Source organism: Mesorhizobium sp. M0676, from assembly GCF_040320535.1.
Classification (GTDB): Bacteria; Pseudomonadota; Alphaproteobacteria; order Rhizobiales; family Rhizobiaceae; genus Mesorhizobium.
The window spans coordinates 1-17,048 of the sequence record NZ_JAMYPU010000005.1 but is presented as its reverse complement, the minus strand read 5'-3'; the positions used below and the strand labels follow the sequence as shown (position 1 = coordinate 17,048).

Annotated in this window: 18 protein-coding genes; 10 read left to right on the top strand and 8 right to left on the bottom strand. The window is 63.0% G+C overall.

The window, feature by feature from the left end:
* Window positions 1-19 precede the first annotated feature (19 nt).
* The 4 genes from NKI35_RS06860 to NKI35_RS06845 all read right to left on the bottom strand — a co-directional run bounded on the left by NKI35_RS06860 (window position 20) and on the right by NKI35_RS06845 (window position 3,704).
* Window positions 20-1,108 carry a hypothetical protein gene (locus NKI35_RS06860; protein WP_023669990.1) on the bottom strand — a complete coding sequence of 363 codons (1,089 nt, stop codon included), beginning with the start codon at window positions 1,106-1,108 and terminating at the stop codon, window positions 20-22.
* A gap of 321 nt (window positions 1,109-1,429) precedes the next feature.
* Complete coding sequence (locus NKI35_RS06855; RefSeq protein ID WP_352739210.1) at window positions 1,430-1,813, bottom strand: c-type cytochrome; 384 nt, start codon at window positions 1,811-1,813, stop codon at window positions 1,430-1,432.
* A gap of 86 nt (window positions 1,814-1,899) precedes the next feature.
* Window positions 1,900-3,078, bottom strand: coding sequence for a glycosyltransferase (locus tag NKI35_RS06850; RefSeq protein WP_352739208.1), 1,179 nt, complete (start codon window positions 3,076-3,078; stop codon window positions 1,900-1,902).
* A 14-nt stretch (window positions 3,079-3,092) separates the two neighbouring features.
* Entirely contained in the window at window positions 3,093-3,704 is a 612-nt protein-coding gene (locus tag NKI35_RS06845) for a thymidine kinase (protein ID WP_023683669.1), read from the bottom strand.
* A gap of 237 nt (window positions 3,705-3,941) precedes the next feature.
* On the opposite strand from NKI35_RS06845, the gene NKI35_RS06840 reads away from it, so the two are divergent.
* The 3 genes from NKI35_RS06840 to choV all read left to right on the top strand — a co-directional run bounded on the left by NKI35_RS06840 (window position 3,942) and on the right by choV (window position 7,047).
* On the top strand, window positions 3,942-4,877 hold the full coding sequence (locus NKI35_RS06840; protein ID WP_023686157.1) for a choline ABC transporter substrate-binding protein: 936 nt from the start codon (window positions 3,942-3,944) through the stop codon (window positions 4,875-4,877).
* 137 nt (window positions 4,878-5,014) lie between these two features.
* Window positions 5,015-5,869 carry a choline ABC transporter permease subunit gene (choW, locus tag NKI35_RS06835; RefSeq protein WP_023817402.1) on the top strand — a complete coding sequence of 285 codons (855 nt, stop codon included), beginning with the start codon at window positions 5,015-5,017 and terminating at the stop codon, window positions 5,867-5,869.
* Entirely contained in the window at window positions 5,866-7,047 is a 1,182-nt protein-coding gene (gene choV / locus NKI35_RS06830) for a choline ABC transporter ATP-binding protein (protein WP_023669996.1), read from the top strand. Before choW ends, choV begins: the two co-directional genes overlap by 4 nt.
* 97 nt (window positions 7,048-7,144) lie before the next feature.
* Here the strand turns inward: choV and NKI35_RS06825 are convergent, their stop codons facing one another.
* The gene (locus NKI35_RS06825; protein ID WP_352739205.1) at window positions 7,145-9,172 is read right to left on the bottom strand and encodes a transcriptional regulator; all 2,028 of its coding nucleotides are present in this window, start codon (window positions 9,170-9,172) and stop codon (window positions 7,145-7,147) included.
* Between the two features lie 201 nt (window positions 9,173-9,373).
* Here NKI35_RS06825 and NKI35_RS06820 point away from each other — a divergent pair, with 201 nt between their 5' ends.
* Both NKI35_RS06820 and NKI35_RS06815 read left to right on the top strand, forming a co-directional pair.
* Entirely contained in the window at window positions 9,374-10,459 is a 1,086-nt protein-coding gene (locus tag NKI35_RS06820) for a PLP-dependent cysteine synthase family protein (protein ID WP_023754941.1), read from the top strand.
* Between the two features lie 19 nt (window positions 10,460-10,478).
* Entirely contained in the window at window positions 10,479-11,954 is a 1,476-nt protein-coding gene (locus NKI35_RS06815; protein ID WP_023754940.1) for a pyridoxal phosphate-dependent decarboxylase family protein, read from the top strand.
* A gap of 18 nt (window positions 11,955-11,972) precedes the next feature.
* On the opposite strand, the gene NKI35_RS06810 is transcribed toward NKI35_RS06815, so the two are convergent.
* The 3 genes from NKI35_RS06810 to NKI35_RS06800 form a co-directional block, all read right to left on the bottom strand.
* Window positions 11,973-12,377, bottom strand: coding sequence for a YciI family protein (locus NKI35_RS06810; RefSeq protein ID WP_352461960.1), 405 nt, complete (start codon window positions 12,375-12,377; stop codon window positions 11,973-11,975).
* Between the two features lie 93 nt (window positions 12,378-12,470).
* Complete coding sequence (locus NKI35_RS06805) at window positions 12,471-13,880, bottom strand: ATP-binding protein (protein WP_023670001.1); 1,410 nt, start codon at window positions 13,878-13,880, stop codon at window positions 12,471-12,473.
* On the bottom strand, window positions 13,877-14,593 hold the full coding sequence (locus NKI35_RS06800; protein ID WP_023744277.1) for a response regulator: 717 nt from the start codon (window positions 14,591-14,593) through the stop codon (window positions 13,877-13,879). The genes NKI35_RS06805 and NKI35_RS06800 overlap by 4 nt, the downstream gene beginning before the upstream one ends.
* A gap of 258 nt (window positions 14,594-14,851) precedes the next feature.
* Between NKI35_RS06800 and NKI35_RS06795 the strand changes: the two genes are divergently transcribed.
* The 5 genes from NKI35_RS06795 to NKI35_RS06775 all read left to right on the top strand — a co-directional run.
* Window positions 14,852-15,154, top strand: a complete 303-nt coding sequence (locus tag NKI35_RS06795; RefSeq protein ID WP_023670003.1) for a hypothetical protein — start codon at window positions 14,852-14,854, stop codon at window positions 15,152-15,154.
* A 39-nt stretch (window positions 15,155-15,193) separates the two neighbouring features.
* Complete coding sequence (locus NKI35_RS06790; protein WP_023670004.1) at window positions 15,194-15,424, top strand: hypothetical protein; 231 nt, start codon at window positions 15,194-15,196, stop codon at window positions 15,422-15,424.
* Window positions 15,425-15,578: 154 nt separating this feature from the next.
* Window positions 15,579-15,926 (top strand): hypothetical protein, encoded by a 348-nt coding sequence (locus tag NKI35_RS06785; RefSeq protein ID WP_352739202.1) that lies wholly within the window; start codon window positions 15,579-15,581, stop codon window positions 15,924-15,926.
* Window positions 15,927-16,061: 135 nt separating this feature from the next.
* Window positions 16,062-16,367, top strand: coding sequence for an ATP-dependent Clp protease adapter ClpS (gene clpS / locus NKI35_RS06780; protein WP_023683679.1), 306 nt, complete (start codon window positions 16,062-16,064; stop codon window positions 16,365-16,367).
* 123 nt (window positions 16,368-16,490) lie between these two features.
* Window positions 16,491-17,048, top strand: a 558-nt coding sequence (locus NKI35_RS06775; RefSeq protein ID WP_352739200.1) for a helix-turn-helix domain-containing protein, incomplete at its 3' end; no start/stop codon positions are given.

Here is a 17,048-nt window from a genome sequence, read left to right as displayed (position 1 = left end):
GCCCGCGTGCAGCCGCTCCTTACGACTGCACGTAGTTGGCCGAATTGTGCTTCTTCATCACGTCGTCGAAACGGCGGGCGAAGGCGTCGTCGGCGAGCTTCTTGCGGCGCTGGATGTCGGAGCTGGCGACCATGTTCTTCTCGTGCATTTCGAGAAGATCGCCGATGTGCTTTTGCGAGGCGGCGCCAATGCCGGCCATGGTCTCTTCGGCGGTGTTGTCAACCTGGCTGCCCAGCGTGTTGATCTTGTGGGCGACATCCTGCTGGGCGGCGGTCTTCAAGGAATCTTCCAGTGCCTTGTAGAGCACGATGCGCTGCTCGGTATCGATTGTCAGCTTGTTGATCAGCGTCGACTGCGCTGCGATCTGATTGTTGAGCGAATCGACGAAGGTCTGGAACATCGAGGTGTAGCGTTCCAGCGTCTGGCTTTCGGCCAGAAGCTCCTGCTCCTTGGCCTGCTTTTCATTGTATTCGGTCGCCAGTTTCGAGCGCTCGCCCTCAAGCTGCGTGCGCTCCTTCTGACTGGTCGAAGCGGCGATCTTGTTTTCGATGTCGAGCAGCAGCGGATTGACCTCCTCGATGCGCTTCTGCACCGCCTCGAGGTTGGTCATGGTGACCTTGCGGCGCTCGATCACCTGCGACAGGCTGTTTTCCGAGGTCTTGTAGCGCTGGTCGAGGACCTCTTTCTGCGCTTTCAGGATGCCGACGATGGTGTCGGACTTAACCAGAAGCTCCTGCAGATTGCCGGCCAGCGACATGTTGCGGACGCGGTCGGTGCGCATGCGCTGCTTGCGTTGCGCCGAGAAGACGCCGACGAAGCTTTCCCAGCCGGTGTAGTTCTTCATGCTCTCGAATTCGGTGCCGAAGACGTTGGTGGCGTCTTCCAGCCCGATGATCAGGTCGGCAATGTTGCCTTCCATCACCTTCTGCTGCTTCAGCACGTCCTCGATGCGGGCATTCTCGATGTCGAAATTGGCGTCGCCGATCTTCTTGTCGGCGGTGGCCAGCGTATCAAGCACCGTGCCCGACTGCTCGATCTTGGAGCGCATGTCCTGCACGACCTGCCTGGTCTTGGCAATTTCGGCATCGAAATTCTGCAATGTCGCCATAGGGGCCTCCCGCTTCGGCTTCCGGTCGCTGGCTGCGAACAGCGGCGAATATATGTGGGGTATCAGGGGATTGAAAGACGCAAGACAAGACCCGCCCCGAAAACAAAAAAATGCCTGGTCGTCTTGAAAGGCAATGAAGGCGGGGTCATGGCGTGATTAACCAGCCGGCCAAGTATTGTTCAATTGTCATTGAACTTTGACGGCTGCGAAGAAGTCGATCTCGGACAGTGTGGGTGTCCTGAATTCGACAGAGGACTCAACGAGTTGCAAGCGCGAGACAGCTGGCGGAAGCCGTCGCCATCAGGCTACCCATCGCGACGTTTAAGGCTTCGGATCGGCCTTCAGATAGGCGATGACGTTGGCGATGTCCTCGTCGCTGCTCAGGCCGGAGAAGGCCATCCTGTTGCCCGGCACTTTCAGCTTGGGAGCGCCAAGATAGGCTTTGAGGTTGGCTTCGTCCCAGACGAGGCCGGCCGCGCCGGCGTCCTTCATGGCCTGCGAATAGTTGAAATTCTGGGCGGTGCCGGCGGTGCGGCCGACGATACCGAGGAGATGCGGGCCGACCTTGTCGCGGTCGCTTGCCGCCTCGTGACAGGCCATGCAGCGGTAGAACACTTTCTTGCCAAGTGCTGCATCGCCGTCGGCCTGCGCGGCGAGGATACCGGCCAAGTAAATGACAAGGGCTGATGAAATGGCTCGAAGCATGGGGGGTCCCGGCTGGCTCTTGTTGAGGGCAAAATAGGCAGCAGGCCTTAACAAACGCAGTATGGCGGCTGGATAGCGGAACGGGCTCAATCCGTGCGCGGGATCGCCGCAACCGCCTGCTTGACTTGCTTTTCAATCGCCGCCGACGAATGGTTATCGCGCACGAAAGCGCGGCCGATCTCCGCCATCTCGGCGGCCGCTTGCGGGCGTGTCGCGAGATCGATGATTTTCGATGCCAACTTGCCGGCATCGTCGCTGGACAGGAAATGCCTGCCCGCCTGCAGCCCAAGCCCTTCGACGGCCTTTTCGGTGGCGGCGACGACCAAGCCCGCCGCCATCGCCTCCAGCACCTTGATGCGGGTTCCGCCGCCGAAGTGCAGCGGGATCGGCGCATAGCCGGCGCGGCCAAGCAATTCCGGCAGATGCGGCGGGTTCTCGATCAACCGCAGACCATGCCTGGTGCATAGACCGCGCACGACATCGCGCGGGTTTCTGCCGGCGACGGTGATCGACCAGGGCCGGCCGGAAGCGGCGAGGCGCGGCGCCATCGCGCGGCCGATCTGCTTGACGGCGTCGATGTTGGGGAAATAGCCGAGATGCCCGATGAAGCACAGGCTGAGCTCACTGAAGCGCTCGGCAGCAATTGGCAGGGAAAGCACGCTCTCGTCTGGAATGGGGTTGGCGACGAACCTGACGTCGTTGACGGGGCCGAGAGCGGACAGAAGCGCTTCGTCGGCCCGCGAACAAACCCAGATCTGGTCGGCCAGGGCAGCCGCACACCTGTCGGCTTCGCGCGCCTCTGCCTTCCTTCGCCTGTTTTGGCGCCAGTCTCGTATTTGCTGCCACAGCGTCAGGCCGGCGATCCGGTCGGACACCGTCCGGGAATCGATGTTGTGCTGGTCAAGGACGGTGCGCGCGCGATGCTTCGGCGCCAGCGTCAGCAGCTGCGAAAGCACGATCTCCTCGATCACCACGAGATCGGGCGCGAATTCCCTCCAGATGGCGTCGGCTTCGGCCAGCTCGTCGTCCGGCATCATATGCACGGTCGGGTGCGGGCTGCGCCTGCCCCAAGGCGCCCTGCCGCGCGCTGCCTCGATGATCCGGTGACGGATGTTCGGCGGTGTGGAGGGTGCCGGGGCGCCAGTCAGGCTTACCGTCAGGACCTCGCCCATCGATGCCAAAGCGCGTGCATTGGCGGCGTTCCGGATCTCTCCGCCGGAGACCGGCGGAAACGGGCAATCGACTGTGAACTGCAGAATTTTCATGTTGTCCCGGCCGTTCAGCCTCTGGTGAAGCCAATAAAATCGTCGGGCGCGGCGCGGCCCATTTCCTCTTCCCAGTGGCGGCGGCAGAGCGAGATATAGACGTCCTTGCCGATCGCCACCTGTTCGCCTTGTCTGGCCACCTTGCCGTCAGCGCCGAGACGCACGACCATCGTCGCCTTGCGGCCGCAGCGGCAGATGGTGCGCACTTCGCGCAGATCGTCTGCGATGGCCAGAAGCGCTCGCGAACCGGAAAACAGATTGCCCTGGAAATCGGTGCGCAGGCCGTAGCACATCACCGGGATGTTCAGCCGGTCGGCGATACGGGCGAGCTGCCAGACCTGCTCTTCCTCGAGAAATTGCGCCTCGTCGACAAAGATGCAATGCACCGTCGTATGTTCGTGATGCTCGGCGACGCGAGCGTAGAGATCGTCGCCGTCGCGGAACATCTCGGCCTCCGTCTCCAGGCCGATACGCGACGAGATCAACCCGGTATCGCCCTTTCTATAGTGGCCGGCGACGAACAGCATGGTCGTCATACCGCGTTCGCGATAATTGTAGGACGCCTGCAGCAGCATTGTCGTTTTGCCGGCATTCATCGTCGCATAGTGGAAGTAGAGCTTGGCCATGCCGTCCTTTTAAGCCGAGTTGGCGCGGCGCGGGGAGAGGGCACCGCTGCATTTCATGGGAAAAGCCGTCTGCAATCGAAAAAGCGGCGGGCGTGTCGCTGTTTGGCCAGTCCGCGCCGTTGATCGTGATTGTCTTAGCGCTTGAAACCACACCAGAATGGTGTTTGGCTGACGAAACAAGGCGGGCAGAGAAACCGTAACTACGCTTCGCCAAAGAATCACAATGGGAGACTGCCAATGTCGCGTATGAACACCTTCGTCGCCGGTCTCGGCCTGGCGACTTTTCTGTCCACGAGCGCTGCACTTGCCGGCGATCCGGAGAGCTGCAAGGCGGTGCGCCTTTCCGATGTCGGCTGGACCGACATCCAGGCAACCACCGGCGTCGCTTCGGTGCTGCTCACCGCGCTCGGCTACGAGCCGCAGACGATCCAGCTATCGGTACCGGTGACCATGGCGTCGCTGAAAAACAAGGATCTCGACGTCTTCCTCGGCAACTGGATGCCGTCGATGACTAACGACATCAAGGACTACACCGCCGATGGTTCGGTCGAGACGATCGGCACCAACCTGACCGGCGCCGGCTACGGCATCGTCGTACCGACCTATGTCGCGGAGGCCGGCGTCAAGTCGCTGACCGACATCGGCAAGTTCAAGGACAAGTTCAACGGCAAGATTTACGGCATCGAGGCGGGCAATGACGGCAACCGCATCATCCTCGACATGATCAAGAACCCGAAGGACAATCTCGAAGGCTTCGAGCTGGTCGAGTCCTCGGAAGCCGGCATGCTGACGCAGGCCGAGCAGTCGATCAAGAACAATGAGTGGATTGCCTTCCTCGGCTGGACGCCGCATCCGGTGATGGGCGCCATGAAGCTCACCTATCTCGACGGCATGGGCGACAGCGGCTTCGGCGCCGCCACCGTCTACACCAATGTGCGCAAGGGCTACACCACCGAATGCCCGAATGCCGGCAAGTTCATCGCCAACCTGAAGTTCAACCTGGATATGGAAGGCGAGATGATGGACGCGATCCTGAAGGGCGGCGACGCCAACACGGTCGCTGCCGACTGGCTGAAGAAGCACCCTGACGCGGTTGCGCCGTGGATTGCCGGCGTCACCACCTTCGATGGCGGTGATGCGGCAGCGGCGGTCAAGACCGCGCTCGGAAGCTGAGCCGACTGAATTCGGCAAAGCCGAACCAGGAAGGGCAGCCAATCTAGAAAAGGCTGCCCTTTTTCATATCCTGTGAGAAGATGACCTAACGACAGCGGAGGCCGGAAGCAGGCGGTCTCTCGCATGAGAGGGGCGATATGGATCCGATTTCGAAATTCATGGTCGATCACAAGATACCGATCGGCGCCTGGGGAAAGGCGTTCTTCGGTTTCCTCACCGACAATTTCGACACCGTGTTCAGGGCCTTCTCGAATGGCCTCAATTTCTTGCTCGACGGGCTGGTTAGCATCCTTTTGATGGTGCCGCCGGTGCTGCTGGCGCTGATCATCGCCATCATCGCCTGGCTGCTGCAGCGCTCGCGCCCGCTGGCCATAGGCGTCTTTCTCGGCCTGATCTTCATCATCAACCAGAACCTCTGGAAGCAGACGGTGCAGACGCTGGTGCTGGTCGTGGCCGCCGCCGCCATGGCGATGGCCATCGGCGTGCCGCTCGGCATCTGGGCCGCGCACAAGCCGAAGGTCTACCGCATCATGCTGCCGGTGCTCGACCTGATGCAGACGCTGCCGACCTTCGTCTACCTGATCCCGGTCCTGACCCTGTTCGGTCTCGGCAACGCGCCCGGCCTCATCGTCACCATCATCTTCGTCATCCCGACCGCGGTCCGGCTCACCCATCTCGGCGTCGTCTCGGTGCCGAAGTCGATCATCGAGGCCGGCGAGGCGTTTGGCGCCACCAAGCAGCAGCTGCTGTGGAAGGTCGAATTGCCCTCAGCGCTGCCGACCATCATGGCCGGGCTGACGCAATCGATCATGCTGTCGCTGTCGATGGTGGTGTTTGCAGCACTCATCGGCGCCGGCGGCCTCGGCACTGAAATCAACCGCGCGCTCGGCTCGCGCCGCATCGATCTCGGGCTCGAGGCGGGCCTGGCGATTGTCGTACTCGCCATCGTGCTCGACCGGATGACGCGTATCGGCGTTGGAGGCAAGAAATGACCGTCGCCGTCGATTTCAAAAATGTCGATATCGTCTTCGGGTCCGACCAGGCCGGTTCGCTGGCGCTGATCGACGGCGGCGCCACGCGCGCCGAAATCCTCGAAAAGACCGGCAATGTGCTGGGTTGCGCCGGCGCCAGCCTGACCGTGCATGAGGGCGAAATCTCGGTGCTGATGGGCCTGTCCGGCTCGGGCAAGTCGACGCTGCTGCGGGCCGTCAACCGGCTCAACGTGGTGTCGCGCGGCCAGGTGCTGGTCAAGGACGGCGACAATATCGTCGATGTCGTGACCTGCGATCAGGCGACGCTGCGGCGGCTGCGCCAGAAGCAGGTGGCGATGGTGTTCCAGCAGTTCGGCCTGCTGCCTTGGCGTACGGTGGAGGAGAATGTCGGCCTTGGCCTCGAACTCGCCGGCGTGCCGGAGCAAGAGCGCAAGGAGCGCGTGCAACGCCAGCTGAAACTGGTCAATCTCGACCAGTGGTCGAAGAAATACGCGCATGAGCTGTCCGGCGGCATGCAGCAGCGCGTCGGCCTGGCCCGTGCCTTCGCCACCGAGGCGCCGATCCTGCTGATGGACGAGCCGTTCTCGGCGCTCGATCCGCTGATCCGCACCAAGCTGCAGGACGAATTGCTGCAGCTGCAGGCGGAGCTGAAGAAGACCATCATCTTCGTCAGCCATGATCTGGAAGAGGCGCTGAAGATCGGCACCCATATCACCATCATGGAAGGCGGGCGCATCGTGCAGACCGGGGCGCCGGAAGACATCGTGCTCAAGCCCGCCAATGACTATGTCCGCGACTTCATCGCCAATGTGAATCCGTTGTCGGTGCTGACCGCCTGGAACGTCATGCGCGACAGCCGCGACCTCGAGCACGGCGATAATGGCTGGGTGTGGCTCGACCGGCGCAAGACGACGCGCTTCAAGATCGACGAGCACGGGCTGGTGGCGGCGGCGGAACGCGACGGCAAACCGGCGGTATGGGTTTCATGCGCCGATGTCGAGGCGCAGCCGGAGGAGACGGCGCAAGTATTCTGGGCCAATCCCGGGACCTCGCTGAAGACGGTGATGCTGGCCATGCACCGCTCGCAGACGGCACCCGTGGCGCTGTTCGACGACCAGTCGCGCTTTGTCGGGGCGATCGGCATACGCGACGTGCTGAGCGCGGTGTTGCGGCGCTAGATCATGATGAGATTTGGTTGAAATCTCATCATGATCTAACCCTTTGTTGGAGCATGATCTTTTCCAAAAACCGGTACCCACTTTTTGGGATCATGCTCTAAGCCAGCCCGATGCGCGTGGCGCCGAGCTTGAACAGGGCTGTGGCATCCCGGTCGAAGCGGAAGGTGTGGATGAAGTCGTCCGCACGGTAGTCCGGAAGCGTCTTGCGGATGGCGGCGGCGAAAGTTTTCGCCTCGTCCAGTCGCCCCGCCAGCGCCAGGCAGTGAGCGGCGATCGACAGGATGATGACATGGGCGTTGGGGCGGGCAGCCGCTTTCAGCGCCCATTCGGCTGCCTCGTCGAACTGGCCGAGGCGGACATGCGCCATGGCGCGTGCGCCCAGCATGCCGAACAGCATCGGGTCGAACGGCGACAGATGGCGCGAATGATCCGACGATCCGATCGCCGCGTGCGGGTCGCCCGACTGCGAATGCACGAAGGACAGCGCATAGTGGCCAAGCGCGAAGTTCGGGCTGAGGTCGACGGCTCTTTGCAGTTCGAGCACGGACGCGTCACCCTCGCCGCGCAGCCACAGCGCCCGGCCCATCGCCCAGTGCGCGGCGGGATTATGATCGTCGACCAAAAGGCTCTGGCCGGCCGCCTCAAAGGCAAGCACGCTGTCCTGGTCGCGGTCGCCCCAGCGCTGGAAGGCGCTCTGCCAGTGGGTGAAGGAGAGGCCGGCATAGGCGCGGGTGAAGGTCGGATCCTGCCTGACAGCAATGTCGAAGAAATGCCGTGCGAGGTCGTTCTCGCTGCGGGTGAAGCGATACATGTGCCAGAGGCCGCGATGGTAGGCCTCCCAGGCGTTAAGTGAATTGGGCGCTTTCAGCATGGCGCGGTTGCGCTCGACGGTCTCGATCTCGGATGAGACCGAGGCCACGATGCTGTTGCCGATATCGTCAAGCACGGCGAAAAGATCGTCGGGCTTGCGCTCGAAGGTCTCGGCCCAGACGATCCTGGCTGTGCGGACCTCGACGAGCTCGACGGTGACGATCAGGCGGCCGGTCAGGCTGCGCACCGTGCCGGTGGCGACATAGTTGACATTCAGCCTTCGGCCGGCATCTTCCGGCGCGATGTCCTTTTCCGCCAGCGCAAAGACCGAGCCCCGGGCGATGACAAAGAAGTCCCTGAGCTTGGCGAGGCGGGTGATGATGTCGTGGGTCAAGCCATCGGCCAGCCCGCCACGAACGCCGCTAGCGGCGTCTTCGGCAAATGGCATCACGGCCAGCGAAGCCTTGTGCGGCGTCGCGGCTTCTGAACCGGCAAGCATGATTGACGCCTTGTTCGGCCCGGGCGGAGCTGCCGGTTGTGCCGGCAAAGTGGCGCAGTGACGTTCCGCGCGAATGGCAAGCCACGCCTGGCGCACGGGGCCGAAATCCAGCTCTTCCGATTGGAAGAGCGATGCTGCTGCGGCAAGATGGTCCTCGCAGGCACGGAACTGGCCGCGCCGCGCCAGCCTCACCAGGAGTGCGACATGGGCGCTGCTGTCGAACGGGGTCAATTCCAGCCATTTTTCGAGATGAGCGGAGACGTCTTCGGAATCGGCCGGGAGCGTCTTGACCAGACATTCCAGTATAGCCGCGTGGCAGGAACCGAAACGGCGGCGCTGCGCGGTCAGCCAGCTGTTGAAGAGAGGGCAGCGGTCGATCTCCAGCCCTTCGAGGAAGTCGCCGACGAACAGGCCGGAGAGCAACTGCAGTCGCGTCGGCTCGAGCGTTTCGATGCCTGCGGCAGCCGCCGCGACATCCAGAACGTCGACTGAGATGCCGTCGAGATCGAGCGCGATCGTATCGCCCGATGTTTCGATCCTGCGGCGGCCCGGTTCGTCGAGCGCGGCCCGCAGCTTGCTCAGGCACCAGCGCAGCTCACCCCTGGGATCATTTGGAACATCCCACAGCAACTCGCAGAGCTTGCCACGTCCGACCGGATGGGGCGCCAGCGCCAGATAGGCCAGCAGCGCGCGCAGCTTGCGCGATGCCGGCAAGACCACCGGGACGCCGTCGCGCGCAATTGTCGGCGGCCCAAACAGGCGCACGACAACACCTTGATGGCTGCTCGCCAGGCTCGATTCCACGCCAGATACCACGCCTGCTCCCACGCTGACCTGCCGGCCCCTGCTTTACCACCGAGCACGACAAAGTGCACCCGGCTGGCAAAATTTGTGCGCCGAATGTGGTGTTTACCACACTGCCGCACGTCAAGGACCTGTAGTGCGGCAAGGTGTCGAAATCTCGCCGCTCAAACCGCCGGTGTGTACCGGCCCGTGAGCAAGAACCAGGAGTCTACCATGTTGCATCAGCAGAAAATCAGAACCACGGCCGGCCGCGGCCGCCTGTTCGACAGCATTCTCGACACCATCGGCGACACGCCGGTCATCCGCGTCAATAATCTCGGACCGGCGCACGCCACCATCTACGTCAAGGCCGAGTTCTTCAATCCGGCTGCGTCGGTGAAGGACCGGCTGGCGCTCAACATCATCGAGGAAGGTGAACGCACCGGCGCGCTCAAGCCGGGACAGACCATCGTCGAGGCGACCAGCGGCAACACGGGCATCGGTCTTGCCATGGTCTGTGCGCAGAAGGGCTACAAGCTGGTGGTGACGATGGCCGACAGTTTCTCGGTCGAGCGCCGCAAGCTGATGCGGATGCTGGGCGCCAAGGTGGTGCTGACGCCGCGCGCCGAGAAAGGCTTCGGCATGTACAAGAAGGCGGTGGAACTGGCCGAAGCCAATGGCTGGTTCCTGGCCCGCCAGTTCGAGACCGAGGCCAACGCCGACATCCATGAAGCAACCACGGGACGCGAGATCGTCAACGATTTCGCCGGCTCGCGGCTCGACTATTTCGTCACTGGCTACGGCACCGGCGGCACCGTCGCCGGCGTGGCGCGGGTGCTGCGCCGCGAGCGGCCTGAGACTCGGATCGTGCTCACCGAACCGGTTAATGCGCAGCTTGTCGGCAGCGGCAAGCCGCAGATGCGTGGCGCCGGCGGAGCGCCGGCCGCCAGCCATCCGGCTTTCGAACCGCACCCGATCCAGGGCTGGACGCCGGATTTCATCCCGCACGTCCTGCAGGAGGCCATCGATGGCAACTTCTATGACGAGGTGATGCCGATCGCCGGGCCGGAGGGCATGAAATGGGCCAAGGCGCTGGCGCAGCAGGAAGGCATCTTCACCGGCATTTCCGGCGGTTCGGCTTTTGCCGTGGCGCGCCAGATCGCCGGCACGGCACCGGCCGGATCGGTGATCCTGTGCATGCTTCCCGATACCGGTGAACGCTACATGACCACGCCTTTGTTCGACGGCATCGAGGCCGAGATGAATGCGGAAGAGCTTGCTCTCTCGCGCTCGACGCCCGGTTGCCAGTTCCCGGCATGATGACGCGGGAGCAAATTGCATGGACGCGATGCCTGGACACTCGGCTACCAGTACCGAGGAAACGCTTGACCCCTCGGACTGGGCCGATGTGCAAAGCCTGTCGCATCGGATCGTTGACGATGCCGTCGCTTACCTGCGCGATGTCAGGCAACGGCCGGTGTGGCAGGAGATGCCTGGAGATGTGAGGGATTTCTTCACCGCCTCTCTGCCGCAATCGCCGACCCCGCTTGCCGACATCTATGGCGATGTCGTGGACAAGGTGATGCCCTATCCGATGGGCAACATCCATCCGCGCTTCTGGTCCTGGTATATGGGGTCGAGCAATTTTACCGGCGCGATCGGCGATTTCCTGGCGGCAATCCAGGGCTCCAATCTCGGCGGCGGCAACCATGCCGCCGCCCTGATGGACGGCCAGGTGGTCGACTGGTGCAAGCAGATGACCGGCATGCCGGCTTCGGCCAGCGGCACGCTGGTCAGCGGCGGTTCGATGGCCAACATCATCGGGCTGACCGTGGCGCGCAACACCAAGGCCGGCATCGACGTGCGCGAGCACGGCGTTGCCGCCATCGAAAAGCCGTTGCGTTTCTATGGCTCGGACCAGGTCCATTCCTGTCACCGCAAGGGGATGGAAGCGCTCGGCCTCGGCAACAAGGCGCTGCGGCGCATTGCCAGCGACGCCGGACTTCGCATCGACATCGAAGCTTTGCGGGCGGCGATATCGGAAGATCGCGCGGCCGGGTTCAAGCCGGCCTGCATCATCGGCAATGCCGGCACTGTCAACACCGGCGCCATCGACGATCTGCAGGCGCTGGCCAAGCTGACGCATGAGGAGGATCTCTGGTTCCATGTCGACGGCTGCATCGGCGCGCTGATCGCGATCGCGCCCGAGAATGCGCATCGCGTCGCCGGCATCGAATGGGCCGATTCCATCGCGCTCGATCCGCACAAATGGCTGCATGCGCCGTTCGAGGCAGGCTGCGCGTTGGTCAGGGATGCCTCGGCGCATCGCAAGACCTTCGCGGTGACGCCGGAATATCTGGAATCGACACCGCGCGGCCTCGCCTCCGGCCAATGGCTGCACGACTATGGCCTGCAGACGACACGTGGCTTCAAGGCACTCAAAGTGTGGATGGCGTTGCGAGAACACGGTGTCGAAAAATTCGGCCGCCTGATCGACCAGAACATTGCGCAGGGGCAGTATCTCTCAGGGCTGATCGCGGCCGAGTCAGCGCTCGAACTGACGGCGCCGACCAGCATCAACATCGTCTGCTTCCGCTATCGCGCGGATGGTCTCGATGGCGAGCGCGCGAAAGCGCTCAACACCGAGATCATGCTGAGGCTGCAGGAAGACGGAACCGCCGCCATTTCCGATACCACGGTGCAAGGCCGGCATTGCCTCAGGGTGGCGATCAACAACCACCGGACCCGGCGCGAGGATCTCGACCTTCTCGTCGCCGAAACGGTCCGCCTGGGCAACGAGATCGCTTCTGCCTGACCGGCCATGGGGTAGTTCTCAGCCGCTGGCGGCCTCCTTTAAATCGCTCTCCGTAGCGGGAAACGTCACGCCGGGAAGGTAAAATGTGATCGGCCGGATTTCGTAGACTGCCGAGGGATTCACGCGGCGCAAGTCGCGCGCAGCCGCAATCGCCGCCTCCTGCGTGGCGCAGTCGAGGACATAAAGACCCAGCAATTGTTCCTTGGTCTCGGCAAACGGCCCGTCGATGACGATGCCTTCGCCCGGACCGCGCAGCGTGACGGCCTCGGCGGTCGCGCCCAGTCTTGCCGCCGGCCCAAGCTTGCCTTCGCGGGTCAGCCTGGCGTTGACTTCGAGCAGGTCGTGCATCAGCGCCGCATCCTGCTGCGGCGTCAGGGACTGGATGGTCTGTTCGACGTGATAGGCCAGGATGGCGTAAAACATGCGGCGATCTCCTCCTGTTCGAGCGGCCGCACTATTGCAAGGGCGGGTTGGTTGATCCACCCCCGGAGCCCATCGAGACGCTAGTCTGCTGCCTTATGCCGCCAGCGGCAGGCTGAGCTCCGTCAGCAGGCCGCCGCGGGGATGGTTGGACAGGTTGACATCGCCGCCGGCGGCACGCGCAATGTTGCGGGCAATGGTCAGGCCGAGGCCGAGGCCGCCGGTCTGGCGGTTGCGCGATTGCTCCAGCCGCACGAAGGAACCGAACACCTGATCGAGCTGCGCCTGCGGTATGCCCGGCCCCTCGTCGCGGATAACCAGCGTGACCGTGCCGTCCGACTGCCGCAGGCTGACATGGGCTTTCTTGCCGTAGGTCACGGCATTCTGGACCAGATTGTTGACGCAGCGCTTGAGCGCCACCGGCCGCGCCATGCAGATCATGCCACGCGGCCTGGCGCCGTCATGGTCGAACGTGACGTCCTCGAAACTGTCGGCGATGGATTCCACCAGCGACCAGAAATCGATCCGCTCGCTCTTCTCCTCGGTGACTTCGAAGGTGGCGAAGTCGATGACGGAGCTGGCGATGCTCTCGATGTCGGCGAGGTCGTGGGCGAGCGCCTCGCGCGCCGTCGATCTGCGCAACAGTTCGAGGCGCAGCCGCATGCGGGTCAGCGGCGTGCGCAGATCGTGGGCGAGCGCGGCGGCCAGATGTTCGCGGTCCTCGACATAGTCGCGCAGCCTCACCTGCATGGCGTTCACGGCTTTGGCCGCGGCGCGGATTTCGCGGCTGCCGGTCTCGGCGATCGGCGGGCTCTTCAGGTCCGTGCCGATCCGGTTGACCGCCGTTTCCATCATCCGATAGGGCGCCGTCAGCCGGCGCAGCGACCAGATCGACATGATCACCACCAGGGCCGCGATCAGCGAATAGAGCGGCAGGCTGTCGAAGCTCAATATCGGTCCGACCGGCGTGTTGGGCTCGGTGAAATTCAGCCATTGGCCGTCGGCGAAGCGGACAGATGCCGTCAGCTTGTCGCTCTGGGCGAAGCTGGCCGCCAGCGATAACAGGTCACGCTCCACCGCGCCGACATCCTTGGTCACGGCCACACCGCCAGGCGCGTTGGCTGCCTGGGTTGCCGGATCGCGCCGGACGCGGGCGTCGGTGATGCCGAATTTCGACAGCCGCCCGACCAGGATGTCCTCGAGTTCGGCCAGTTCGTCGTCGCCGGCGATCGACGAGGTGACCGCGGGCGTGTCCGACACGGTCAGCGCATAGGTGGCGTTGAACAGACCGGAGGCCGTCAGCTTGCGCTGCTCCGGCGTGTCGTCATGCATCAGCTGCACCAGCGAATAGGCGCGGTCGTTAAGCCGGTAGAGATCGACCTCGTCATTGGCGACGGCGCGATCGCGCGAGACGATATAGAGTGTAGCGACCTGGCTGATCAGCAGGCCGGCAATGACGATGAGCAAAACCCAGACCGGCAGGGTTTGCGGCAGGAACCGTCTCATTCGGAGGTGGTCTCGGGCAGGAACTGGTAGCCGCCGCTGCGCACGGTCAGGATCAGTTTCGGCGTCTTGGGGTCGTCTTCCATCTTGCGCCTGAGACGGCTGACCAGGATGTCGATACTGCGATCGAAGGAATAGTCGCTGTCACCGCCGGAAAGCTCGATGAGCTGGTCGCGGGTGAGCACGCGCTGCGCGCTTTTGACGAAGGTCTGCAACAGGTTGAACTCCGCCATCGTCAGCTCGACCCTGACATCGCCCGGCGCCATCAGCCGCCGGCGCGAGCAGTCCATCGTCCAGCCGGCGAAATGGTAGATTTGCTTGGTGGTGGCGCGCTTCGGCTCAGCAGCACCATTGCGCCTCAAAACGGCGCGGATGCGGGCCAGCAGCTCGCGCGGATCGAAGGGTTTGGGCACATAGTCGTCGGCGCCCATCTCCAGGCCGACGACCCGGTCGGTGGTCTCGGTCACCGCCGTCAGCATGATGATCGGCGTCGAGTAGCTGGCGCGCAGGTCGCGGCAGAGTTCCAGCCCGCTTTTTCCCGGCAGCATCACATCAAGCACGATCAGGTCTACCTGCGTGCGGCGCAGTATGTCCTCCATCTCGATGCCGTCGGCGGCAACCGTGGTGCGCAGGCCGCGCTTCTGGAAGAATTCCTGAAGCAGATCGCGAATGCCCTTGTCGTCGTCGACGATCAGTATGTGCGCATCGGATTTCACGGCGATCCTGTCATTGCTGGCGGCCGGTCGGCGGCTGCCTTCTGAGTCTGCTTCTGTGGCGTCACCCACACGATAGAATTCTGGCCACATGTTGGCCAGCGGCGATGATCGCCCGCAAAGCCGATTTGCCAGAAACAATCCAGAAACAAAATTCTATAGTCCGGAAAAACTCCCGAAAAAAATCAAGGGCATAAAGGGTGTCGTGGCGGTCAGGACATCGGCTGCGACGCGAAGTCTCCGGAGTAACGGACATTACCGATGCACAGGTTCACGACCAGCTTGATGGGTGCGCTGCTCAGCATTCCGCTCGTCACAGCCGCGGTCGGAGCCACAACCGCAAAGGTGACGCCGATCACAAGGAGCGAGCGCTGTATCGATCTCAATCGCCAGGTAGACGAAGCCCTCGAAACCCATGCCGCGGCAACGCAGGTCACCGCGGCGAAAGCACTGCAAAGAAAGGGAAACCGGTTCTGCGCCAACAAGAAACAGGCACAGGGTATCCGGATGCTCGCGAACGCTTTGAAGCTGCTTGGAGTGACACCGATCGACCCGGTTCAGTGACACTCGAAACTCGACCCGCACAAAGAAGGAAATGAAGCCATGAAAAAGTCCATCCTCTCCGCCACCGGTCTCGCCGTCGCTCTCGCTTTCGCAATGCCGGCTCTGGGCAATGCCGCTGCCACCACGACCGCTGCTCCGGCTGCTTCCACGACCACCGCTCCGGCGACCACGACCGCCAAGCCCCCGGTGAAGAAGGTCGTCGCCAAGAAGCCCGTCAAGAAGCACAAGAAGGCGAAGAAGGTCGTCAAGACGGACGCCCCGAAGGCCTGATCCAGACAGCCAACAGGCTTGTCTGTAACAAGGCCGCTCCAGCACCCCCCGGCTGGAGCGGCCTTGTCGTGTGAGAGCATGATTACCCGTTGATGGGTGCCGGCCACCCAGATCTTTAACCCGTTTGCAATGCCGGTCCAGTAGGACAGCCCGCATGAAGAAGCGGCTTTCATCCATTCTGCGGTCGATGGCCATCGGCGGCCTTGTCGCCTCGGCAATGGTCAGGGTGCTGGTCCAGTTTACCGCCAGCCCGGTGCCCGATCCGGTGAGCGGGCGCACGGAGCCGTCGCTGTTTGCACCGGCAATCTCCAGCAGCTGGCAATACATCACACCATGGCAAAGCCTGCTGCTTACCGTGATCACCGGCGCGGCGCTGGCCTGCTTCTTCGGCTCGCTCGCGGTCGCCTGGGTCGAATACAAGGCGGCCGGATCAAGGCCGGATGCGGCATCCAGCGCACGGCAATTCCAGGCTCGTCGCGTCGCCGATCGCCAGGGCCGTTGAACCGCAGCGTACACTTCCTAAATTTGTGAACGGCAGCACTTCCGGGAAGCCGGTTTGGCGCGCCGATCAAAATGGACGACGGCTTTCCCCCATGACAAAGTGAGAGCTACCCCTCGCGCGATACCGCGGTTCCCTATGCCTGAAATCAGCTCCAAACCCCGGACCAAGACCAAGCCGCAGACCGAGCGACCGAAGCTCTACAAGGTCATCCTCATCAATGACGATTTTACGCCGCGCGAATTCGTGGTGACGGTGCTGAAGGGCGAGTTCAAGCTCAGCGAAGACCAGGCGAACCGGGTGATGATCACCGCGCACCGGCTCGGCGTTTGCGTCGTTGCCGTCTTCACCAGGGATGTGGCCGAGACCAAGGCGACACGGGCCATCGACGCGGCCAAGGCCAAGGGGTACCCGCTGCTGTTTACGACGGAGCCGGAGGAGTAGGTTGAGCGTCTTTCTCCCCCTCACTATACGGGGAGAAATGTCCGGTGTCCGAACCGGATAGATAGGTAACAGAATGGACCGATAGCATGGGTGACAGTTTTCTTGTCCGCCGGAGGACCGGCGATGGTTTGGCGAGAGACTGGCATCATGGACGAGCGGCTACGGTTTGTTGTGGAGTGTCTTTCTGGGGATGAGACGATGGTTGCGCTTTGTGCGGCCTACGGGATCTCACGCAAGAACGGCTACAAATGGCTAGGACGCTATCGGACGTTTGGGCCTGAGGGTTTGCACGACCTGCCGCGAGCCCCGCTCAATCATGGCCGGGCGACAGCTCAGGATCTGGTTGAGCGGATTGTGGCGGCCAAGGAGCTGCATCCGCTTTGGGGTCCAAAGAAGATCGTGGCACGGCTCAGGCGCACGGCTCCCGAGTTCATGTGGCCTTCAGCCTCGACGGTCGGCGCGATCCTTGCGCGGCATGGGCTTGTCCGCGCCCGCAAGCGACCCCGCCTGCGGGCCTGCGGCAATGGACCCTGGCCACAGCCGCAAGAACCGAACGCGGTGTGGACTGGCGATCACAAGGGCTGGTTCCGGACCCGCGACGGCTGGCGTTGCGAACCCTTGACGGTGATGGATGCGTCGAGCCGCTATCTTCTGGCGCTCGAAGCGACGGGGTCGACGGCC